Annotated in this window: 25 protein-coding genes; 14 read left to right on the top strand and 11 right to left on the bottom strand. The window is 63.3% G+C overall.

Annotation, left to right across the window (positions count from 1 at the left end; genetic code table 11):
- Positions 1-11: 11 nt before the first annotated feature.
- Genes accD through ACYHH6_RS05495 form a run of 4 tightly spaced genes read right to left on the bottom strand, consistent with a single transcriptional unit; the run spans position 12 to position 3,764 of the window.
- The gene (gene accD, locus ACYHH6_RS05510; RefSeq protein WP_352582782.1) at positions 12-935 is read right to left on the bottom strand and encodes an acetyl-CoA carboxylase, carboxyltransferase subunit beta; all 924 of its coding nucleotides are present in this window, start codon (positions 933-935) and stop codon (positions 12-14) included.
- Positions 936-983: 48 nt separating this feature from the next.
- Entirely contained in the window at positions 984-1,823 is an 840-nt protein-coding gene (gene trpA / locus ACYHH6_RS05505) for a tryptophan synthase subunit alpha (protein WP_352582784.1), read from the bottom strand.
- Between the two features lie 2 nt (positions 1,824-1,825).
- The gene (trpB, locus tag ACYHH6_RS05500; protein WP_352582786.1) at positions 1,826-3,076 is read right to left on the bottom strand and encodes a tryptophan synthase subunit beta; all 1,251 of its coding nucleotides are present in this window, start codon (positions 3,074-3,076) and stop codon (positions 1,826-1,828) included.
- Positions 3,077-3,104: 28 nt separating this feature from the next.
- The gene (locus tag ACYHH6_RS05495) at positions 3,105-3,764 is read right to left on the bottom strand and encodes a phosphoribosylanthranilate isomerase (RefSeq protein ID WP_352583288.1); all 660 of its coding nucleotides are present in this window, start codon (positions 3,762-3,764) and stop codon (positions 3,105-3,107) included.
- Between the two features lie 111 nt (positions 3,765-3,875).
- On the opposite strand from ACYHH6_RS05495, the gene ACYHH6_RS05490 reads away from it, so the two are divergent.
- The gene (locus ACYHH6_RS05490; RefSeq protein ID WP_352582787.1) at positions 3,876-4,094 is read left to right on the top strand and encodes a hypothetical protein; all 219 of its coding nucleotides are present in this window, start codon (positions 3,876-3,878) and stop codon (positions 4,092-4,094) included.
- A gap of 495 nt (positions 4,095-4,589) precedes the next feature.
- Here the strand turns inward: ACYHH6_RS05490 and ACYHH6_RS05485 are convergent, their stop codons facing one another.
- From ACYHH6_RS05485 to ACYHH6_RS05470, 4 genes are all read right to left on the bottom strand, one after another.
- A complete protein-coding gene (locus ACYHH6_RS05485; protein WP_352582789.1) occupies positions 4,590-5,348 on the bottom strand; it encodes a M48 family metallopeptidase in 759 nt (252 codons plus the stop codon).
- A 119-nt stretch (positions 5,349-5,467) separates the two neighbouring features.
- Positions 5,468-5,953: a DUF2852 domain-containing protein gene (locus tag ACYHH6_RS05480; RefSeq protein WP_352582790.1), complete on the bottom strand. Its 486-nt coding sequence runs from the start codon at positions 5,951-5,953 to the stop codon at positions 5,468-5,470.
- 117 nt (positions 5,954-6,070) lie between these two features.
- Positions 6,071-7,213, bottom strand: coding sequence for a benzoate/H(+) symporter BenE family transporter (locus tag ACYHH6_RS05475; RefSeq protein WP_352582792.1), 1,143 nt, complete (start codon positions 7,211-7,213; stop codon positions 6,071-6,073).
- Between the two features lie 6 nt (positions 7,214-7,219).
- A complete protein-coding gene (locus tag ACYHH6_RS05470; RefSeq protein WP_352582794.1) occupies positions 7,220-7,990 on the bottom strand; it encodes an alpha/beta hydrolase in 771 nt (256 codons plus the stop codon).
- 219 nt (positions 7,991-8,209) lie between these two features.
- On the opposite strand from ACYHH6_RS05470, the gene infC reads away from it, so the two are divergent.
- The 8 genes from infC to ACYHH6_RS05430 all read left to right on the top strand — a co-directional run bounded on the left by infC (position 8,210) and on the right by ACYHH6_RS05430 (position 15,181).
- On the top strand, positions 8,210-8,746 hold the full coding sequence (gene infC / locus ACYHH6_RS05465) for a translation initiation factor IF-3 (protein ID WP_112559872.1): 537 nt from the start codon (positions 8,210-8,212) through the stop codon (positions 8,744-8,746).
- A 208-nt stretch (positions 8,747-8,954) separates the two neighbouring features.
- On the top strand, positions 8,955-9,593 hold the full coding sequence (locus ACYHH6_RS05460; RefSeq protein ID WP_352582796.1) for a methyltransferase family protein: 639 nt from the start codon (positions 8,955-8,957) through the stop codon (positions 9,591-9,593).
- A 183-nt stretch (positions 9,594-9,776) separates the two neighbouring features.
- Positions 9,777-9,980, top strand: a complete 204-nt coding sequence (gene rpmI / locus ACYHH6_RS05455; RefSeq protein ID WP_006201248.1) for a 50S ribosomal protein L35 — start codon at positions 9,777-9,779, stop codon at positions 9,978-9,980.
- Positions 9,981-10,018: 38 nt separating this feature from the next.
- Complete coding sequence (gene rplT, locus ACYHH6_RS05450; RefSeq protein WP_006201247.1) at positions 10,019-10,420, top strand: 50S ribosomal protein L20; 402 nt, start codon at positions 10,019-10,021, stop codon at positions 10,418-10,420.
- Between the two features lie 160 nt (positions 10,421-10,580).
- Complete coding sequence (gene pheS / locus ACYHH6_RS05445) at positions 10,581-11,666, top strand: phenylalanine--tRNA ligase subunit alpha (protein WP_352582798.1); 1,086 nt, start codon at positions 10,581-10,583, stop codon at positions 11,664-11,666.
- A complete protein-coding gene (locus tag ACYHH6_RS05440; protein ID WP_112559869.1) occupies positions 11,663-12,097 on the top strand; it encodes a GFA family protein in 435 nt (144 codons plus the stop codon). Before pheS ends, ACYHH6_RS05440 begins: the two co-directional genes overlap by 4 nt.
- Entirely contained in the window at positions 12,097-14,505 is a 2,409-nt protein-coding gene (pheT, locus tag ACYHH6_RS05435) for a phenylalanine--tRNA ligase subunit beta (RefSeq protein WP_352582799.1), read from the top strand. The genes ACYHH6_RS05440 and pheT overlap by 1 nt, the downstream gene beginning before the upstream one ends.
- A 73-nt stretch (positions 14,506-14,578) precedes the next feature.
- Complete coding sequence (locus ACYHH6_RS05430; RefSeq protein WP_352582801.1) at positions 14,579-15,181, top strand: nucleotidyltransferase family protein; 603 nt, start codon at positions 14,579-14,581, stop codon at positions 15,179-15,181.
- Between the two features lie 2 nt (positions 15,182-15,183).
- On the opposite strand, the gene ACYHH6_RS05425 is transcribed toward ACYHH6_RS05430, so the two are convergent.
- The gene (locus ACYHH6_RS05425; RefSeq protein WP_352582803.1) at positions 15,184-16,179 is read right to left on the bottom strand and encodes an aldo/keto reductase; all 996 of its coding nucleotides are present in this window, start codon (positions 16,177-16,179) and stop codon (positions 15,184-15,186) included.
- 96 nt (positions 16,180-16,275) lie between these two features.
- Between ACYHH6_RS05425 and ACYHH6_RS05420 the strand changes: the two genes are divergently transcribed.
- The 4 genes from ACYHH6_RS05420 (at position 16,276) to ACYHH6_RS05405 (ending at position 19,615) form a co-directional block, all read left to right on the top strand.
- Entirely contained in the window at positions 16,276-17,166 is an 891-nt protein-coding gene (locus tag ACYHH6_RS05420) for a LysR family transcriptional regulator (RefSeq protein WP_352582805.1), read from the top strand.
- Between the two features lie 162 nt (positions 17,167-17,328).
- The gene (locus ACYHH6_RS05415; RefSeq protein ID WP_352582807.1) at positions 17,329-17,904 is read left to right on the top strand and encodes a cytochrome b; all 576 of its coding nucleotides are present in this window, start codon (positions 17,329-17,331) and stop codon (positions 17,902-17,904) included.
- A 67-nt stretch (positions 17,905-17,971) separates the two neighbouring features.
- Positions 17,972-18,547 (top strand): YceI family protein, encoded by a 576-nt coding sequence (locus ACYHH6_RS05410; protein WP_352582809.1) that lies wholly within the window; start codon positions 17,972-17,974, stop codon positions 18,545-18,547.
- 81 nt (positions 18,548-18,628) lie between these two features.
- Complete coding sequence (locus ACYHH6_RS05405; RefSeq protein ID WP_352582811.1) at positions 18,629-19,615, top strand: Gfo/Idh/MocA family protein; 987 nt, start codon at positions 18,629-18,631, stop codon at positions 19,613-19,615.
- 85 nt (positions 19,616-19,700) lie between these two features.
- Here ACYHH6_RS05405 and ACYHH6_RS05400 read toward each other — a convergent pair whose 3' ends face one another.
- Positions 19,701-20,549, bottom strand: a complete 849-nt coding sequence (locus ACYHH6_RS05400; RefSeq protein ID WP_352582813.1) for an alpha/beta fold hydrolase — start codon at positions 20,547-20,549, stop codon at positions 19,701-19,703.
- A gap of 53 nt (positions 20,550-20,602) precedes the next feature.
- On the bottom strand, positions 20,603-20,968 hold the full coding sequence (locus tag ACYHH6_RS05395; RefSeq protein WP_352582814.1) for a VOC family protein: 366 nt from the start codon (positions 20,966-20,968) through the stop codon (positions 20,603-20,605).
- Positions 20,969-21,118: 150 nt separating this feature from the next.
- Between ACYHH6_RS05395 and ACYHH6_RS05390 the strand changes: the two genes are divergently transcribed.
- Positions 21,119-21,427: a hypothetical protein gene (locus ACYHH6_RS05390; RefSeq protein ID WP_352582816.1), complete on the top strand. Its 309-nt coding sequence runs from the start codon at positions 21,119-21,121 to the stop codon at positions 21,425-21,427.
- Positions 21,428-21,434 lie beyond the last annotated feature (7 nt).

Genomic DNA, 21,434 nt, shown 5'->3' with positions numbered 1-21,434 from the left:
GGAATGTCGCGTCAGACCTGCGGCCGGGCTTCCGTCGGGATGACCGCCGGGGGCAGGATTTCCGGCTCCAGCGGCTTTTGCTCGGGAACCTTGAGCAGCATCTTCAACAGCCGCGCAATCGTTCCGCGCAGTTCCAGCCGCGACACCACCATGTCGACCATGCCGTGCTCCATCAAATATTCGGAGCGCTGAAACCCGTCCGGCAGCTTTTCCCGGATGGTCTGCTCGATGACGCGCGGGCCGGCAAAGCCGATCAGCGCACCGGGCTCGGCGATGTGGACGTCGCCCAGCATGGCGTAGGAGGCGGTGACGCCGCCAGTGGTCGGGTTGGTCAAGACGACGATGTAGGGCAGGCCGGCTTCCTTCAGCCGATCGAGGCCAACCGTGGTGCGCGGCAACTGCATGAGGGACAGGATGCCTTCCTGCATGCGCGCGCCACCGGAGGCGGCGAACAGGATCAGCGGCCGCTTGCGCTGCAGGGCGACCTCGAAAGCGTGCACGATGGCGTCGCCCGCAGCCATGCCGAGCGAGCCGCCCATGAAGGCGAAATCCTGCACCGTCACCACCACCGGCAGGCCTTCGACCGTGCCCAGCGCGTTGACGATTGCGTCTTCCAGGCCGGTCTTGGCCTTGGCGTCCTTCAGACGGTCGGTGTAGCGCTTCTCGTCGCGGAACTTGAGCGGGTCCTGCATGACCTTGGGGTTCTCAAGCTGCTCGTATTTGCCGTCGTCGAAGAAGAATTTCAGCCGCTCCTTGGCCGAGATCTTCATGTGATGGCCCGATGACGGGATGACGAACTGGTTGGATTCCAGATCCTTGTGGAACACCATCTCGCCGGTCTCGGGATCCTTGATCCAGAGATTCTCCGGCATGTCGGTGCGCCGGCCGAGCATCGAATTGATCCTCGGGCGAACGTAATTGGTGATCCAGTTCATCGCTTCGGCTCCTGTCCTGACGAAGAGTTGGCTAAGAAGGTAAGAAGACTATTCGGCAGCAGCAAGGCGGGCCGAACGCACGCCTTGCGACAGGCCGCTGACCAAAGTGGCAACGGCTTCCGCCGGGTCGGCGGTCTTTTCGCCCTTCGGCCCCAGCACATTGGCGACCGCGTTGACGATGGCGGTGCCGACAACGACGCCGTCGGCATTGGCGCCGATGATGCGCGCCTGCTCGGCCGTCTTGACGCCGAAGCCGACACAGACCGGCAGGTCGGTATGGCCCTTGATGCGCTTGACCGCGGCCGCAACCTTGCCGGTGTCGGCCAGAGCCGAGCCGGTGATGCCAGTCATCGAGACGTAATAGACGAAACCCGATGTGTTCTGCAGCACCTTGGGCAGGCGCTTGTCGTCGGTGGTCGGCGTTGCCAGGCGGATGAAGTTGATGCCGGCCTTCAGCGCCGGAATGCAGAGTTCCTCGTCCATTTCCGGCGGCAGGTCGACGACGATCAGCCCGTCAATGCCGCTGGCGATCGCATCCTTGAGGAAACGGTCGACGCCGTAGATGTAGATCGGGTTGTAATAGCCCATCAGCACGATCGGCGTCTCGTTGTCGCCAGCGCGGAAGTCGGCCGCCATCTGCAGCGTCTTGACCAGCGTCTGGCCACCCTTCAGCGCGCGCAGGCCGGCTGCCTGAATCGCCGGGCCATCGGCCATCGGATCGGAAAACGGCATACCCATTTCGATGACGTCGGCGCCCGCCTTGGGCAGCGCCTTCATGATCGACAAAGCGGTGTCATAGTCCGGGTCGCCACTCATGAAATAGGTGACGAGCGCCGGGCGTCCCTCGGCTTTCAGCTTCGCCATGCGGCGGTCGATGCGGGTCACCATGATCAAATCTCCATGCCCAGCATCGAGGCCACTGTGTGCACGTCCTTGTCGCCACGTCCCGACAGGTTGACGATGACGATCTGGTCCTTGTCCATCGCGGGCACGATCTTAACCGCGTGCGCAATGGCGTGCGCGGATTCCAACGCCGGGATGATGCCTTCGACGCGCGTCGTCAGCTTGAAGGCTTCCAGCGCTTCATCGTCGAGGATCGGCACATATTCGACGCGGCCGCTGTCGCGCAGCCAGGAATGCTCGGGGCCGACGCCTGGATAATCAAGCCCGGCCGAGATCGAATGGCCGTCCATGATCTGGCCGTCGGCATTCTGCAAGAGATAGGTGCGGTTGCCATGCAGCACGCCGGGCGCGCCGGCGTTCATCGAGGCGCAATGCTCGATGCCGTCAAGGCCGCGGCCGCCGGCTTCGATGCCGATGATGCGGACTTCCTTGTCGTCGAGGAACGGATGGAACAGGCCGATGGCGTTGGAACCGCCGCCGACGGCGGCGATGATGGTGTCCGGCAGCCGGCCTTCCTGCTCGAGGATCTGGGCGCGCGCCTCGGTGCCGATCACCGACTGGAAGTCGCGCACCAGCTCCGGATAGGGATGTGGGCCGGCGGCAGTGCCTATGAGGTAATAGGTGTCCTCGACATTGGTGACCCAGTCACGCAGCGCCTCGTTCATGGCGTCCTTCAGCGTGCCGTGGCCGGCGGTGACCGGGCGCACTTCGGCTCCGAGCAGCTTCATGCGGAAGACGTTGGGGCTTTGGCGGGCAACGTCGGTGGCGCCCATATAGACGACACAAGGGAACCCGAAGCGCGCCGCGACGGTGGCGGCGGCCACGCCATGCTGGCCGGCGCCGGTCTCGGCGATAATGCGCTTCTTGCCCATGCGCTTGGCCAGCAGGATCTGGCCGAGGCAATTGTTGATCTTGTGCGAACCGGTGTGGTTCAGATCCTCGCGCTTGAAATAGACTTTCGCGCCGCCCCCGAGGCCCTTCGCCGAGGAAACCTCACGAAGATGCTTGGTCAGCCCTTCGGCGAAATAGAGTTTTGAGGGTCGGCCGGCATAGTGGGTCGACAGATCCGTGAGTTCGGCCTTGAAGTCCGGATCGTTCTTGACCTCGTTCCAGTGCCGTTCGAGGTCGAGGATCAGCGGCATCAGCGTCTCGGCGACGAAGCGGCCGCCAAAAATGCCGAACATGCCCTGCTCGTCGGGTCCGGTGCGGAAGGAATTGGGTGTCGCCGGCTGGTCCATCGCCGATCTCCTGGTTCGAAAGAATTGTTCAGGCGGCGCGGTCGTCGCGCGCGGCCCTGACGGCCCGGAAAAACTGCTCGATCAGCGCCGGATCCTTGACACCCGGAGCGCTTTCCACGCCCGACGAAATGTCTATTGCGGGCGGATTGGCTGACCTCAAGGCGTCGCCGATATTGGTGGCGTTGAGCCCACCGGAAAGCATGTAATCGAGCCCGGCGTCAAGGCCGGCCAGAATGCGCCAGTCGAAGGCGACGCCATTGCCGCCCGGCAGTTGCGAGCCTTTTGGCGGCTTGGCGTCGAACATGAACCGGTCGGCAATGCCTATGAAAGGCTTTAGCCTGTCGAGATCGGCGGCCTCGCTGACGGAAAAAACCTTCATCACCGGCAGGCCATAGCGGGCTTTCACCTCGGCCACCCGCTCGGGGGTTTCCGAACCGTGCAACTGCAGCATGTCGGGGTGCATTTTGGCGACGATCTCGTCCAGGAACGCGTCATCGGCATTAACAGTGACCGCAACCGCCGTTGCCTTGCCGATTGCCGCCTGGCGCAGGCGGCCGGCTTCCGCCGGCTCGACATAGCGCGGGCTCTTGGCGAAGAAGATGAAGCCGACATGGCTGGCGCCGCCGGCCAATGCCGCAGCCATTGCCTCATCGGTCTTCAACCCGCAGATCTTGATATCGAGCGCCATGGCGCGGGGATTGGCACGAAAAGCCACAAGAGTCGAGAAAAAGCATGCTGTTTGCCACCCGGCCGGAACGCGCTACCTTCTTTTGAAGACATAGCAGGCGGGAGCAAGATCATGGCAGACGAAACCGTCGCCCAACTCAAGCAGAAGATGGCGCAGGCGCGTGAAGTGATCGCCCTTCTGATGGACAAGGCCGCCTTCAACGGCGCCGAGGCGCACCGGGCGCTGGATTATTTCGGCAGCGATGATTTCGAGAAGAACTTTTTGCCCTGGCCCCGCCATGGCGATGAGGGGCTGCGGCCTGACCAGCTCAATGCGGCGAATGACGATTGAGGGGCCCCAGCCTGATGCCGATGCCGGTCAATGGAACGTTGCTCCCCGCAGCGCGCGGCCCAATTTGTAGACCGCTTCTGACGGGAATTCGTGGCGGCGCCATTTCTCCAAGTAGCATGTAGCCCGTGGCTATCGAGAACAGCTCTCGCCGCGATCAGGACGGCCTCTGCAAATTCTCGCAGTCCGCATACCTCATCAAACCCGACGATTCCCGCCTCATCCGGTTCCTTGGACCAGATCTCCGGGAACTCCAGGATTCGAATCCTCATCGATTCTTCCTTGGGCTCCAGTACGAAGCGACACTCTCCCGGTTCTTCGCAGAAATGCGCGACCGAATAGGCCGAGCCTTCGACAACGGCGAGCGTGGCTTCGACCAACTCCCGCAAGGCATCGCCAAGATAGGATGCTTGCACGGATGTGAGGCTGTTTCCGATTGCGACATCACAATCTGCCCAGCCTGCCTCATAGAGTCGGTAATCGATTTTGACGGTCACTCTAATCGAACACGATCGCCTGCAGCGCGCCGCCGTTGCGCTTCAGCCAGTCCTTGCAGCGGTCGGTATCGGGGCAGAGCTGTTCGCACAGTTTCCAGAATTTCGGGCCGTGGTTCATCTCCTTGAGATGCGCCACCTCATGCGCGACGAGGTAGTTTATGACAGGCGTCGGCGCCATCATGATGCGCCAGGAGAAGGACAGGTTGCCGTCGGAGGTGCAGGAGCCCCAACGGCTCGACGTGTCCTTGAAGCGGATCGCCTTGGCGCGCTTGCCGAGCGCCTCGGTGTGCTTGATCACGAGCTTCTCGATCTCCTTCTTGGCCTCGCGCTTGAGGAAATCGGCGATGCGGCGCGGCAGATGGATGCGCTCGCCATGCACGGTCAGCAGCGGGCCGCGCTCGTCACGCGATAAGGTGACGGTGCCGCGCTTTGACGGTTCATGGACGATGCGATGCGCCACGCCGCGGATCGGGATCTTGATGCCGGGGCGCACCTGTGGGCGTGTCGGCACCTTCGCCAGCCGCTGCTCCAGCCAGTCCTGGTGGCGGTGCAGGAACTTTTCCACCTCGCCTCGGCGCAGGCCCGGCGGCACGGTGATGCGCAGGCCCTGGCCACCGGAATCGATGCGCAGCGTCAACCGCCGTGCCCGGGCGCTCTCGACGATCCTGAGCGGCAGCGTGCGGCCGGCAACGACATGCTCTCGCTCTTCAACGGGCGAGGGCTTTGGTTTGGTCAGGTTGCGAAAGAAGCCGAAGGACATGGCTGAACGATACGCGATTCGAGGAAAACGACCAGTAGAGCGAACGCGAAAAGAGAACAAAAAAGAAACGGCGCCGCTCGCGCGACGCCGTCTTTCATGCCGAGACCTGTCGCAGGATCTCAGTCGTCAAGCAGGTTCGGGCCCTTGCGCTTGGGGGTCGCGGGCTTGCCCGCTTCGGTCGAGCCCGAGGTCGTCGGTGCCGTCGACTTGTTGCGGTTGGCCATGAAGCGGTCGAACTCGTCCTGGTCCTTGGCGCGGCGCAATTCGCGGGCATAGTCGTCGAACTCGCTCAGCATCTCGTCGAGCTTGCGGCGCTCTTCGGCGAGGCGCTCGAGTTCCTTCTCGCGCCAGTCGTCGAAAGCGACGTTGCCGGTGCGAGCCGAACCGTGGCCCCAGCGCGCGGCCTTGTCGGAACCGCGGCGGCAGCCGGCAAAAATGCCGTCGGTGGCACGGTTGACGTCGCGCTTGAAGCCGTCAAGCCGGTCGCCCCAGATGATGTAGGCGAGCATGGCGAAGCCAAGCGGCCAGAACACCATGAAGCCGATCACCATCAGCGCGATGGTCGCCGGCGTCCAGGCCGGGCGGATCAATGCGGATGTGTTCATTTTCTCCCATTCCTTCGGTTGGAGACAGCCACGAACGGCTGCGTGGATTCGAAATGGGATGAGAAAAACGGCGATTCAAGACAATGCCGGCCAAAACCGGACAAGGGGCTGAAATGATTATCGCTTTTTGAGCGCTTCGAGGAAAAGCACGACCAGCCCGGCGACCAGCCCCCAGAAGGCGGCGCCGACACCGAACAGGGTCAACCCTGAAGCGGTGACCACGAAGGTGACCGTGGCAGCCATGCGCTGGTCCTCGTCCTTGAGCGCGATCGACAGCGCATTGGCGAGCGACCCCATCAGCGCCAGGCCAGCCACCAGCACGATCAGGCTCTGCGGCAGCACCGCGAAGATCGCCACCAGCGAGGCGCCGAAAAGCGCGAAGACGAGATAGGCGAGCGCATAGAACGGGCCGGTCTTCCAGCGCTCGGCGGGGTCGGGATGCACGTCCGGCCCGGTGCAGATCGCCGCCGAAATCGCAGCCAGATTGGTGGTCGAGCCGCCAAACGGCGCCGACAGCAGCGAGAACAGGCCGGTGACACCGATCAGCGGGCCGGGTTCGGGGTGATAGCCGGCGGCGCGCAAGACGGCGAGGCCCGACAGGTTCTGTGAGGCCATGGTGACGAGGTAGAGCGGCAGCGCCAGTCCGATGACGGCGGCGGCGCTGAAATGCGGCGCAATCAGTGTCAGCGTCGACAGTTCCGGCGCCGGCAGGCCGCCGACACGGCCGGTGAGGAAGGCGGCAATGCCGCCGCCGATCAGCACCGCCAGCACCGATAGCGCCGGGTTGAACAGGCGAATGACGAAGAAGGCCGCGATCAGCGGCAGGATAAGCCAGGGGTCGACGGGAATGGTCTTGACGGCATTGAGCGCGAAGGTGACGACGATGCCGGCCAGCATGCCCGAGGCGACCGAGGCCGGTATTTTGGCGATTAGCTGGGTCAGCGGCTTGAACATGCCGGTGGCGATCAACAGGATGCCGGTGACGATGAAGGCGCCGACGGCATCGGCCATGGTAAAGCCGCTCGATGCCGCCATCAGCGCCAGGCCGGGTGTCGACCAGGCGGTGATGATGGGCATCTTCGTGCGCCAGGACAGCCACAGGCACTCGATCGCCATTGCCAGGCACAAAGCCGTCACCCAGCTCGCGGTTTCGGCCTGGGTGGCGCCAACCGCCTTGGCTGCGGCAATGACGACGGCCAGCGTGCCGCCGAAGCCGACGATTGCCGCGACAAAGGCGGATATCGGGATGGAAATGCGCATTCTTGCCTAACCCGCCCGCTGGACCATGTCGCCCACGGCCCTGAGCAGCATGTCGAGATCCTGCGGACGCGACAGGCGATGGTCGCCATCGGGGATGAGCGACAGCGTGACATCGTCGGCCGGCAGCAGGGAGACCAGCTTCAACGCATGGCTTGCCGGCACATCGGCATCGGCCAGGCCTTGCAGGATGTGGACGGGGCAATGAGTGTCGATCGGCCCGGTCATGACCCGGTTTGCCCTGCCGTCGTTGATCAGTGCGCTTGTGTAGATGTAAGGCTCGGCGGAGTAGTCCGACGGCTCCTCGAAAAAGCCCTTCTTCTTGAGGTCGCGCTTCTGTGCCGCGGTTAGCGCCGGCTCGACCAGTTCGTTGGTGAAATCCGGCGCCGGGGCGAGCAGTACCAGGCCGACGACACTGGTGTCGCCAGCCTTGCGCAGTTCCTGCACCATGCGCAGCGCAATCCATGCGCCCATCGAGGAGCCGACCAGCACCTGCCTGCCCTTGGTGAAACGCCGGAAGACGGCGAGGCTCTCGCCAAGCCATTTCGAGATGGTGCCGTCGGCAAAGGCGCCGCCGGACTCGCCATGGCCGGAATAGTCGTGGCGGAGGTATGCGCGGCCTTCTTTGGTCGCCCAGTCCGACAGCGTCTCGGCCTTCGTGCCCAGCATGTCGGATTTGTAGCCGCCGAGCCAGACGATTCCGGGCGTCGCGCCCGCCTCATGGCGGACCGCGATGCTGATTCCCTGGACATCCAGCAGGGTCGGGGTGGTCGCGGTCATGTCGATCTGTCAGTCCTGATTTTCCTCGCCGGTCTTTTGGCACAGGCAAAGGCGAAGCGGAAAGTGCCCGCTATATCCTTTGTTTGGTGCAGGCCAGCGTTCAGGGTGATTTTCCGTCAGCGCTGTGCTATTGACTCCGCCCGCGCGCTCACCACATTGGCGCGTCCTGAATATTTCTAGATTTGAACCCTGAACGAAACGGCCAAGGAGACCACGACCATTCGCAGACCTTTCAAAGCAGCGGCGCCCACCAAGGATGGCCCGCGCTCCAACCGTGATATCCGGGTTCCCCGGGTCCAGCTCATCGACGCCGAAGGCCAGAACCGAGGCGATGTCTCCATCAACGACGCATTGCTGCTCGCCGAAGAGGCCGGGCTCGATCTGGTCGAGATATCGCCCAATGCGGTGCCGCCTGTCGTAAAAATCCTCGATCTCGGCAAACTGAAATACGCCAACCAGAAGAAGGCGGCCGAGGCGCGCAAGAACCAGAAGGTCATCGAGATCAAAGAGATCAAGATGCGCCCGAACATCGACAGCCATGACTACGAGACCAAGATGAAGGCCGTGCGGCGCTTCTTCGAGGAAGGCGACAAGGTCAAGCTGACGCTGCGCTTCCGCGGCCGCGAAATGGCGCATATGGAACTCGGCATGCAGCTCCTGAACAAGGTGCGCGAGGAAGTGTCGACCATCGCCAAGGTCGAAGCCGAACCGAAGCTCGAAGGTCGCCAGATGATGATGGTGCTGGCGCCGCGCTAGAATCTCTTTGTTTTGAAGCAATTCCGGGCGGAAAGCCGTTTCACACTTTTCCTGGAATTGCTTTGGATCACGTTGTGTCTAGGCGTGGCGTCGCGCTCTAAATCCGCCTGAATCATGGCCCACGGCGTCCCGGCGATCGGCGGGACGCCTGTTTTCTTGGCAGACGCCGCGATCGCCGGCAAAGCTTTTCCACGATCGGATTCCCGACATGGCCAATGAAATCAAGCCTGCGCCCATCAAGGAGCTGGGCGGCTACCAGCACATGCGCAGGATGGTGCTTGCGGTGCTGGTTGTGGTGCTGTTCGCCGCACTGCTGTTCGGCCAGTCGACCTTTCCACCGGAAACCCCGGTGCACGAAACGATCGAGATGTTCGGCGTGCTGCTGATTTTCCTCGGCGTCGTCGGCCGCTTGTGGTCGACACTTTACATCGGTGGCCGCAAATCCTCGGAAGTGGTGACCGGCGGACCCTATTCGATCACACGCAACCCGCTCTACGTGTTCTCGACCATTGCTGCCGCTGGTGTCGGGGCGCAGATCGGCTCGTTCTCCGGCATAATCCTGTTTGCGCTTCTGTGCGCAGGCGCCTTCCACATCGTCATTCTGCGCGAAGAGAAGTACCTCAAGGAACTGCTCGGCGCACCTTACCGGGCCTATCTGGCGCGAGTGCCGCGCTTCTTCCCCAATCTGTCGCTCTACCAGGAAGGCGATACCGGCAGCTTCAAGCCGCGGCTTTTGCTGACCACCTTGCTCGATGGGCTGGTGTTCCTGGTGGCGCTGCCGGTGTTCGAGACCATCGATGGCGCCCAGCAGTCGGGGATCCTGCCGGTATTGTTCCGCCTTCCTTGATAATCGGACAGAGCGTCGCAGCGCCTGAGGTGTTGCGCGCGCGCCTGCTTTGACGTATAGGACCGCGTTCCAAAAAACCGCCCGGCAGGGCATGCCGTGGCGGTTTCATTTGCTTTTCGGGCTTTTGGTCCGCCCGAAGCGAACAAGAAGCGCGATTGTGCGCCACCAATACGGAGTAGCAAAATGCCCAAGATGAAGACCAAATCGGCCGCCAAGAAGCGGTTCAAGATCACAGGTACGGGTAAAGTCCTGTCGGCTGCGGCCGGCAAGCGTCACGGCATGATCAAGCGTTCCAACAAGTTCATTCGAAATGCCCGCGGCACGATGGTTCTGGCTGAACCGGACGGCAAGAAGGTCATCAAGAATTTTCTGCCGAACGGCCTCTGAGCATTCGGTCGGAACAGCGTTTTTAAGGAGATCATGACATGGCACGCGTAAAAAGAGGCGTCACCTCGCACGCCAAGCACAAGAAGGTCCTGAAAGCCGCCAAAGGCTTCTACGGCCGCCGCAAGAACACCATCCGCATCGCCAAGCAGGCGGTGGAAAAGTCGCTGCAGTATGCTTACCGCGACCGCAAGAACCGCAAGCGCTCGTTCCGCGCGCTGTGGATTCAGCGCATCAACGCCGCGACCCACGAGCATGGCCTGACCTATGGCCGTTTCATCGACGGCCTCAACAAGGCCGGCATCGAAATCGATCGCAAGATCCTGTCCGACATGGCCATCCATGAGCCGCAGGCTTTCGCCGCCCTGGTCGCCAAGGCCAAGGTCGCGCTCGAATATCTGAAGAACACCACGCCGAATGCTTTTGAAAGCGCTGTCGCCTAAGACCAGCGCTTCCCAAGCTATTCAACACTTGATTTGGGGAACCCGCGCTGGCACGGCTGGCGCGGGTTTTTCTTATGCCTAGAGCGTCTTTGCTTTACGCAATTCCGGACGGAAACCCGTTTCGCACTTTTGCTGGAATTGCTCTGATCGGGTCTGGAACATGAGTGACATGGATACTCTCGAAAACTCCCTGATGGCCGACATCGCCTCGGCCGGCGACGAGGCATCGATCGAAGCGGTGCGCGTTGCCGCACTCGGCAAGAAGGGCTCGGTCTCCGAAATGCTGAAGACACTGGGCGCGATGAGCGCCGAGGAGCGGCAGATCAAGGGCCCGGCGATCAACGGGCTGAAGAACCGCGTCACGGAGGCGCTGACCCAACGCAAGGCCGAGCTGAAGGACGTGGCTGTCACTGCCCGGCTCGCCGCCGAGACGGTCGACGTGACGCTGCCGGTGCGGCAGTCGCCGGCCGAGCGCGGCCGCATCCATCCGATCAGCCAGGTCATCGACGAGATCGCGGCGATCTTCGGCGATCTCGGCTTCGCCATCGCCGAAGGCCCTGACGTCGAGACCGACTACTACAATTTCACTGCGCTGAATTTCCCCGAAGGGCACCCGGCGCGCGAGATGCACGACACCTTCTTCTTCCAGCCGGACGAGAAGGGCGAGCGCAAGCTGTTGCGCACCCATACCTCGCCCGTGCAGATCCGCACCATGGAGAAGCAGAAGCCGCCGATCCGCATCGTCATTCCGGGCAAGACCTACCGGCAGGATTCGGACGCCACTCACTCGCCGATGTTCCATCAGGTCGAGGGGCTGGTGATCGACAAGACGGCCAATGTCGCCAATATGAAGTGGGTGCTGGAAGAGTTCTGCAAGGCGTTCTTCGAGGTGCCGCAGGTGAAGATGCGCTTCCGCCCGTCCTTCTTCCCGTTCACCGAGCCAAGCCTCGAGGTCGACATCCAGTGCGACCGCTCGCGGCCGGGCGAAGTGCGCTTCGGCGAAGGCTCCGACTGGATGGAGATCCTCGGTTGCGGCATGGTGCATCCCAATGTGCTGCGCGCCGGCGGGCTCGATCCCGACGAGTATCAGGGCTTCGCCTGGGGCATGGGCATCGACCGCATCGCCATGCTGAAATACGGCATGCCGGATTTGCGCGCCTTCTTCGATGCCGATGTGCGCTGGCTGTCGCATTACGGCTTCCGCCCGCTCGACATGCCGACGCTGTTCGGAGGTCTGTCCGCATGACGGCGCCGCACACCGGTGGCTGCCGCTGCGGCGCGGTGCGGTTCGAGGCCTCGGCCGAACCGCACCACATCAGCTATTGCCATTGCGGCGATTGCCGGCGGGCCAGCGGCGCACCGGTGTCGGCCTTTGTCGGCTTTCTGACCGAGCAGGTGGCTTTCACCGGCAAGGCGCTGAAAATGTACGAGAACGGCCCGGTGACGCGCTCATTCTGCGGCATTTGCGGTTCGCCGATCGCCTATGTCGACGAGCGGCTGGAAGACCACATTTATTTCATGCTCGGCGCCATGGACATGCCGGCCTATTTCCGGCCGACGCACCATGCCCATGTGCGCGAGCAGCTGCCTTTCCTGCATATGCCCGACGATTTGCCGCGCCATTTGAAGACAAGCGTGCCCAGACCTGACGGGCACAGACAAAACGGAACACAGTGATGAAACTCACCCTTTCCTGGCTCAAGGATCATCTGGAGACCGACGCCACGTTTAGCGAAATCGTCGAGCGGCTGACGTCGATCGGTCTCGAAGTCGAGCATGTCGACGACAAGGCCAGCCTGAAGCCGTTCGTCATCGCCAAGGTGCTGACCGCCGTGCAGCATCCCGACGCCGACCGGCTGCGGGTGCTAACCGTCGACACCGGTGACGGCAAGGCGCCTGTCCAGGTGGTGTGCGGCGCGCCGAATGCGCGCGCCGGCCTGATCGGCGCCTTCGCTGCGCCCGGTACCTATGTGCCCGGCATCGACGTGACGCTGACGGTCGGCAAGATCCGCGGCGTCGAAAGCCATGGCATGATGTGCTCCGAGCGCGAGCTGGAGCTGTCGGATGAGCATAATGGCATTATCGACCTGCCTGAGGATGCGCCTGTCGGCACCAGCTTCGCGGCTTACGCGCATCTCGACGATCCGGTGATCGAGATCAATCTGACGCCGAATCGTCCGGACGCGACCAGCATTTACGGCGTTGCCCGCGATCTCGCGGCAAGCGGGCTCGGCCGGCTCAAGACCGCGCCGGTCGAGGCAATCAAGGGCAAGGGCGAGACGCCGGTCAAGGTGACCATCGAGGCGCCGGAGCTCTGCCCCGGCTTCGCGCTGCGCCTGGTGCGCGGCGTCAAGAACGGTCCTTCGCCGAAATGGCTGCAGCAGCGGCTGATCGCCATTGGCCTCAGGCCCATCAGCGTGCTGGTCGACATCACCAATTACGTCACCTTCGACCGCGGCCGGCCGCTGCATGTGTTCGACGCCAGGAAGGTCGCCGGCAATCTTGTCGTACGCCGCGCCAAAGATGGCGAAAAGGTCATGGCGCTGGACGGACGCGAATACACGCTGACGCCTGACATGTGCGCCATCGCCGACGACAATGGCGTCGAATCGATCGCCGGCGTCATGGGCGGCGAGCATTCCGGCTGCGATGAAAACACCACCGACGTGCTGATCGAATCGGCGCTTTGGGACCCGATCACCACGGCCCGCACCGGCCGCACGCTTGGCATCATCACCGATGCGCGCTACCGCTTCGAGCGCGGCGTCGACCCTGAATTCATGGTGCCGGGCGTCGAACTGGCGACCAGGCTGGTGCTGGAGTTCTGCGGTGGCGAACCGACGGAAACCGAGGTGGTCGGATACGCCGGGCACAAACCGAAGATCGTTGCCTTCCCGCTGTCGGAAGTGAAGCGGCTGACCGGCATCGAGGTGCCCAGGGCGGAAAGCCTCGAGATCCTTTCGAGCCTCGGCTTCGAGCCACAGGGCTCCGGCGACGTCGTCGACGTCGCGGTGCCGTCCTGGCGCCCGGATGTCGATGGCAAAGCCGATCTGGTCGAGGAAGTCATGCGCATCCACGGCGTCGACAACATTGCTCCGCAGCCGCTTGGCGCCCACGATGCCGTCAATTCAAAGATTCTGACGACGCTGCAGGTCCGCACCCGCACGGCCAAGCGCTCGCTGGCCGTGCGCGGCATGATGGAGGCGGTCACCTGGTCGTTCATCCCGGCCAGGCATGCCGAACTGTTCGGCGGTGGCCAGACGGCGCTGAAGCTCGCCAACCCGATCGCCGCCGACATGTCCGATATGCGGCCGTCGCTGCTGCCCGGGCTGATGTCCGCTGCGCAGCGCAATGCCGACAAGGGCATTGGCGATGTGGCGCTGTTCGAGGTCTCCGGCACCTATGAGGGCGACGGCCCCGATCAGCAGCGGCGCGTTGCCGCCGGCGTGCGGCGCGGCACGGCCAAGCTCGACGGGTCCGGCCGCAGCTGGGCCGGCAATTCCGGTCCGGTCGGCGTGTTCGACGCCAAGGCCGATGCGATCGCGGCGCTTGAAGCCTGCGGCGCGCCGGTCGACCGGCTGCAGATCGAACCGGGCAGCCCGGCCTGGTATCATCCCGGCCGTTCCGGCACGATCAAGCTCGGGCCGAAGACGGTGCTCGGCACGTTCGGCGAATTCCACCCGAAGACGCTGGAAGGCCTCGACGTTTCCGGACCGATCTGCGGTTTCGAGGTGTATATCGACGCTGTGCCGGAGCCGAAGGCCAAGCCGACGAAAACCAAGCCGAAGCTGGAGCTCTCCGCCTTCCATGCGGTGAAGCGCGATTTCGCCTTTGTCGTCGACAAGACGGTGGAAGCCGGCACACTGGTGCGCGCAGCGCTCGCCGCCGACAAGAAGCTGGTCACCGCTGTTTCGGTGTTCGACGTCTTCGAAGGCGGATCGCTCGGTGCCGCCAAGAAGTCGATCGCCATCGAGGTGTCGATCCAGCCGGTGGAGAAGACCCTGACCGACGAGGATTTCGAGGCGCTGGCCAAGCGCATCGTCGACAATGTCGGCAAGCAGACGGGCGGCGTGCTGAGAACCTAGAGCGGCTAACGCCGCTCTACGCATTTTCCTTCCGAGGATTGCCGAGCGATGGCGAATCGCTCTCCAAAGGGCGATGGACCATCTGCGCTATTCCGGACTCTCGTTCGAAGCACAACGCGAAGCGTTCCTCGCCATCGTATCGGCTGACCCGCTGGTCCGCGAGGCGCTGGCGCGAGCACGTTCGTTCAACCTGCCGGACTGGCTGGTGGTGTCCGGCGCACTCTATAATTCCATATGGAACCATCTGACCGGCAAGCCGTCGGGCTACGGCATTAGGGATGTCGACCTCTTCTACTTCGATGACAGCGACCTGTCTTACGAGGCTGAGGACGTCGTCATTCGCCGGGCGGCGCAGCATTTCAAAGGGCTGGCGCTGCCGGTCGAGGTGCGCAACCAGGCGCGGGTGCATCTGTGGTATCCGCAGAAATTCGGCCGGCCCTGCCCGCGCTATACGAGTTCCAGCGAATCCGTCAGCCATTTTGCGTCGAAGACGCATGCGGTCGGGGTTCGATACGATGCTGACGGCCAGTTGGAGCTGGTGGCGCCGTTTGGGCTGGATGACATGTTTTCGTTTCGGATTACGCCGAACCGGGTGACGGATAACCAGCGCACGCATGAGGCCAAGGGTAAACGGGCCAGGGATTGCTGGCCGGAGATCACGGTGGTGCCGTGGTGACCTTACCCATTCACCAGCGCCAGCAATTCCTCCGTATAGCGCTTGCCCATCACCTTGTCCGGTGACAACGCATCGCCAATCGCCGCCACTTCGGCCGCACTCAGCTCAATCCCGGCCGCCGCCGTGTTCTGCTCGAGATGGCGTATCTTGCGCGCACCCGGGATCGGCACGATGAAGTCGCCCTGGTGCAGCACCCAGGCGAGCGCCAGCTGAGCTGAGGTCACGCCCTTTTGCGCCGCCAGCTTTTCCAGCGTCGCGATCACCTTGGCGTTGGCCGCCATGGCGTCGGCCTGGAAGCGCGGCAAGGTGCGGCGCCAGTCGTCGTCGCCCAGGGCATCCGGCTTGGCGATGGTGCCGGTGAGCAGCCCGCGGCCGAGCGGGCTGTAGGGGACGAAGCCGATGCCGAGTTCGCGGCAGACGGCCAACACCTCGTCTTCGGGATCGCGGGTCCACAGCGAATATTCGCTCTGCACGGCAGCGATTGGATGCACGGCATGCGCCCGGCGAAGGGTCGCGCCGCTCACTTCCGACAGTCCCAGCGCCCGCACCTTGCCTTCGCGCACCAGTTCGGCCATGGCCCCGACCGTGTCCTCGATCGGCACGTTGGGGTCAACACGGTGTTGGTAGTAGAGATCGATGACATCGGTATCGAGCCGCTTCAGCGAGGCTTCCGCCACCGCCTTGACGTGCTCGGGGCGGCTGTCGACACCGACCATGCGCGCCATGCCTGAACCTTCCTCGGAAATCTTGAAGCCGAATTTGGTGGCGATCGTCACCTTATCACGCACCGGCTTCAAAGCCTTGCCGAGCAGGATTTCATTCTCAAAGGGGCCGTAGACTTCGGCCGTGTCGAAGAAGGTCACGCCGATCTCGACGGCGCGGCGCAAGGTGGCGATCGCTTCGGCTTCCGGCTGGCCGCCATAGCCGAAGCTCATCCCCATGCAGCCGAGGCCGACGGGGAAGACTTCGAGTTCGGTGCCTAGTTTGCGGGTTTTCATGGCGCATCTCCTTGTTGCGATGGACAGGAGATAGCGCCTTGCCTTGCGTTCGATAATCATCCGTCTTTTGCACAGCTTGTGCTATAAGATAGATCAATGAATCGAACGAACCTCTCCCAACTCGCCGTGCTCGCGACCGTCGCCCAATGCGCCAGCTTCCGGGGCGCGGCCCGCGAGCTCGGCATTGCGCCTTCGGCGGTCAGCCACGCCGTGTCGAGCCTGGAGGCGCGGCTTGGCGTGCGACTGCTGGCGCGCAGTACCCGCAGTGTCGCCCCGACGGAGGAAGGCGCCCAGCTTCTCGAGCGGCTGCGGCCGGCACTGTCGGAGATCGACCTGGCGCTGGAAACAGCGATCGAGGCGCGCGACCGGCCGGCCGGCAATCTGCGGCTGACCGTGCCGCGCACCGCAGCCCACCTTACGCTGACGCCCAGACTCGGCGCCTTTGCATCGGCCTATCCCGACATCGTGCTGGAAATCGTCATCGAGGACCGCTTCACCGATGTCGTCGAAGGCGGCTTCGATGCCGGCGTGCGGCTCGGCGAAAGCCTGCAGCGCGATATGATCGCGGTGCGCATCGGGCCGGATATTCGCGGCGCCGTGGTCGGCGCGCCATCCTATTTCGAAAAAATGCCGAAGCCGCGTCACCCGCGCGATCTGGCCGACCATCGCTGCATCCGCTTCCGTTTCTCCAGCGGTATCCTCTACCGTTGGGAATTCGAAAAGGACGGCGAGGCGATCGAGATCGCCGCGCAAGGACCGCTGATTCTCGACGAAGACCATCTGATCGCCCAGGCAGCGATCGATGCCGCCGGGCTCGCCTTCGTCTTCGAGGATTATGTGCGCGCGCCGCTCGCCGACGGCCGGCTGATCCGCGTGCTGGAAGACTGGTGCCCGCCCTTCGACGGCTTCTTCGTCTATTATCCCAGCCGCCGCCAGATGCGCCCGGCGCTCAGGGCGTTTGTGGATTTCTTCAAGGTCGGCGGTTAGCCCACCCTCCCCCTTGTGGGGAGGGTGGGCGCGAAGCGACGGGGTGGGGGGCTGCGCCCTACGAGGACCCCCACCCCGATCCGCTACGCGGATCGACCCTCCCCACAAGGGGGAGGGTAAGGCGCGCCGGAAGAAAGCCCATCCGGCATTCGTTCACCAACCATGCAGTCCATCACAAACAGCACGAACCGCTACGGCTGGGTGGCAATCATCCTTCACTGGCTGATCGGCATCATCTTCATCGGCCAGTTCGCACTTGGCTTCGTCATGGTGCGATTGACCAGCCAGCGCACGGCCTTCGAGCTGATCCAGCTGCACAAATCCTTCGGTTTTCTGCTGCTCGGCCTCATCATCCTGCGCATCGCCTGGCGGCTCGGCAATGTGACGCCGGCTTTGCCGGCCTCGGTCGGAGGCCTGGAGCGTCGCACCGCGCCGCTGGCGCATCTGGCGCTTTATGCCTTCCAGCTCGCTTTGCCTTTGTCCGGCTGGGCGCTGGTTTCGGTGTCGATGCTGGAGATCCCCAGCATGCCGTTCAACCTGTTCGTGATGCCGAACCTGCCGCTCGGCCTGTCCGACACGGCGGAAAACTTCTGGGCAGCCCTACACTGGTATCTTGCCTATGCCGGCATTGCGCTGGTCGTCCTGCATGCGCTGGCGGCGCTGCGCCATCATTTCTGGCTCCGCGACAACGTGCTCACGCGCATGATCACGCCTTCGTCAGCGCCCGACATGGAATAGGGCGCGCCGCGTATTCGTTCATGGAGGAAAGACGCAGGACTTTGCCTGCCCCGGAAGGACAAAACCCATGTATGCGCGCATCTTCGGATTGGCGGCTATAGCCGCTTGCCTTGCCATGCCTGTCTTGGCCGCGGTCGACCTTAACGACGCAGCCGGCAGCTATACGGTCAACCCAGCCAGCTCCAGCATCCGCTTTTCCATCGGCAAGGTCGGCGGCGGCGGGCTCAACGGCGCCTTCGGCCGGTTCAATGGCTCGATCCGTATCGACAACAGCGATGTGGGGCGTTCGCAGGTCAATTTCACCATCTATCCCGAAAGCGTCGGCACAGGCCAGGGCCGCATCGATGCCTTCCTGCGCTCCGACGCGGTGTTCGATGCCGCCAACAATCCGGAAATCCAGTTCCGCTCGACCAGCGTCACCCGCACCAGCGACACCACCGCGCTGGTCAGCGGCCGGTTGACGGCGCGCGGCAAGACGTTTGCGGAAAAGTTCACCGCCGAGTTCGGCGGGCTGAAGGGCGGCACGATCAAATTCCATGTCACCGGCAAGGTGCTGCGCTCGCGCTACGGCATGGATGTCGGCACGCCGATCTATTCCAACATCGTCAACTTCGACATGACGCTGACGGGGAAGAAGGGTTAGCAAGGACCAGCGTCCGCGCATTGGCTTTTCCCCCAATTTCAGGCAAACCTCCCCGCCTGTAAAATCGATAGGAGAAGCCTGATGTTCCGATGGGGTGTTTTGTCGACGGCCAAGATCGGCCGCGAGCAGTTACTGCCGGCAATCGTCGAGGCAGAGAATGGCGTGCTGTCGGCGATCGCCAGCCGCGACCTGTCGAAGGCCAAGGCTTTGGGCGAGCGTTTCGGCGCCCGCCACGCTTTCGGCTCCTATGAGGAACTGCTGGCTTCCAAAGAGGTCGACGGCGTCTACATTCCACTGCCGACCTCGCAGCATGTGGAGTGGACGGCCAAGGCGATCGAAGCCGGAAAGCATGTGCTGGTGGAAAAGCCGCTGGCGCTCGACGCCAAGGACATCCTGCCGCTGATCAAGCTGCGCGACCAGAAGAAGGTGCTGGTTTGCGAAGCGTTCATGGTCATCTACCACCCGCAATGGATCAAGGTGCGCGACCTCATCGCCGACGGTGCCATCGGCCGGTTGCGCCATGTGCAGGGCGCGTTCTCCTACTACAATGTCGACCCCACCAACATGCGCAACCAGCTCGATCTCGGCGGCGGCGCGCTGCCCGACATCGGCGTCTACCCGACGGTCTCGACACGCTTTTGCACCGACAAGGAGCCGTTGCGCGTGCAGGCGACGATCGAGCGCGACAAGAAATTCGGCACCGACATCTATTCCTCGATCCGCGCCGATTTCGGCGATTTCGAATTGTCCTTCTATCTGTCGACACAGATGGCGGCGCGACAGGTGATGGTGTTCCACGGCGACAAGGGTTTCATCGAAGTGTTCTCGCCGTTCAATGCCGGGCTCTACGACCATCACAGGATCGAACTGCACAACCAGAACCACACCGAGGCGCAGGTGTTCCGCTTTCCAGGCACGCAGCAATACCGGCGCGAGGTCGAGACCTTTGCCAGGGCGGCCGCGGGCGGCAAGGAGCGCGTCTTCACGCTGGAGGAATCCGTGCTCAACCAGAAGGTCATCGACGCCATCTTCCGCGCCGGCGGCAAGGAAGGCTGGGAGGCTGTCTGATACGGCAATCTTAGCCGGTTAATTTCATTAGAGAAGGGCGTCCGCATTCTGCATGCGGACGCCCTTTTCTCTTGAACTGACGATCTCACGCACCGCTGAGCGCCAGGTGCAAGGTCTCGGCGAAGCGGTCGGGATAGGGGGCAAAGCCCATATGGTCGCCGGGGAAGGCGGCGCGCTTGGTGCCGAGCCTGTCGGCCAGTGCCTTGCCCATGCCGTCGATCGGCTGGCCGATGGACTCTTCGCCGATGCCGACCACGACAGGGCGGCCGCGCAACGCTTCGACGTCGGGGCGGTAGAGCGACAGCGGCATGACGCCATGCGCCAGCCAGTATTCGAAATTGCCGCTGACCCTGGCAAAGGTCTCGGCTTCTTCGGGCGACGGTACGAACGAAGGTGGCCCGTCCTGCGGTCCGGCTTCATCCTGGCCCGGCCCTTCCGACAGGCCGTTCTCGCTGAAGAATTTCTGCATCGCCGCCTCGACGCCGTGGCTGCGATACGTGTCGTGCAGGTCGCGCATGCCGGCCAATGCCGGCGCCGGGTCTTCGAGCAGCATCATGCTGGGCGGCTCGTGCGCCACCAGCGCACGCACCCGGCCGGGATGGCGGGCGGCGAGGTTGAGGCCGATCTGGGCGCCGCCGCTGGTGCCGAACACGTAGGCCGGCCCGGCGCCGAGCGCGTCGATCAGCCGGGCGGCATCGTCGCCATGGACATCGAGGTCCTGTTCCTGCGGCGGCCCGTCGAAGGTGCTGCGTGAATTGCCGCGCGGGTCGTAGGCGACCACCGTGTAGCGGTCGGCAAGATGGTGCGCGATATCGGAGAAAACGCCGGCGTCCTGCGGTCCGCCGGGGATGATCAGCAGAACGGGGCCGGAGCCACGGGTTTCATAATAGAGGTTGGCGCCCGGCACTTTCAGCGTCGACGATTGGGGGGTCATGTCCATCTCTCCTGTTGCTCTCATGTCAAAGTTCGGCTTTGCGCTGGCCCCGCTCATTTGCTGGCGACAACCATGCGGTTGCCCTCGCTGTCGCGGAACTCGGCGACGGTCCGGCCCGGCTGCCACGGCGCTTCCTGCGGCTCGGTGATGATTTCGACGCCGCGCGCCTTCAGCGCGGCGACCGTTGCCTCGACATTGTCATCGACGAGCACCAGAACTGGTTCGGCGCCCGGAGAGTCATCGGAGCGTTTGACGAAATGCAAATTGGTGACGGCGCCGGGAAATGTCAGCTCGATCCAGCGCCAGCCGCCATCGCCCATCGGCTGGTCGGCTGCCACCTGGCAGGCAAGATGATCGGTGTAGAAGGCCTTGGCGCGGTCCTGGTCGATGACAGGCAACTCGGCAAACTGGATGTGCATGATGGGTCTCTCCTGCTCCTCGATGGCTGCCTCGCAGCCGTCCACGGGGAAAGACGATCCGAGCGATCAAAAAGATTCGCCGGCGGTGAGAATCTTTTCGACGCCGCGAAACGTCTTCTCCCTGCAGACTTGAAAAACAGGAGACGACACATGGGTTACAATCTCATCCGCTACGGCGTGAAGGATGAAAGCATCGCGCAGAACCGTATGCTGGTTGCAAAGGTGTTCGAGGCGCTCGACGAAACCAAGCCGCAATCCGTGCGCTACCTCGTCCTGGAGCTGGAGAATGGCGAGTTCATCCATCTTGTCAGCCAGGACGGCGACGGCCTTACCGGGCTCGACGCCTTCAAGGCTTTCAGCTCCGATCATGCCGCGCGACGCTCGACGCCGCTGGCCAGATCGCCGGCAAAGATCGTCGGCAATTATCGTATGCTGGCCGGCGAGGTCGTGCCGGCTTGACGGCAAA

Source organism: Mesorhizobium sp. P171375 (genome assembly GCF_057786075.1).
Note: the sequence above shows the minus strand (reverse complement) of the source record. Positions and strands in the feature narration are given on the sequence as shown.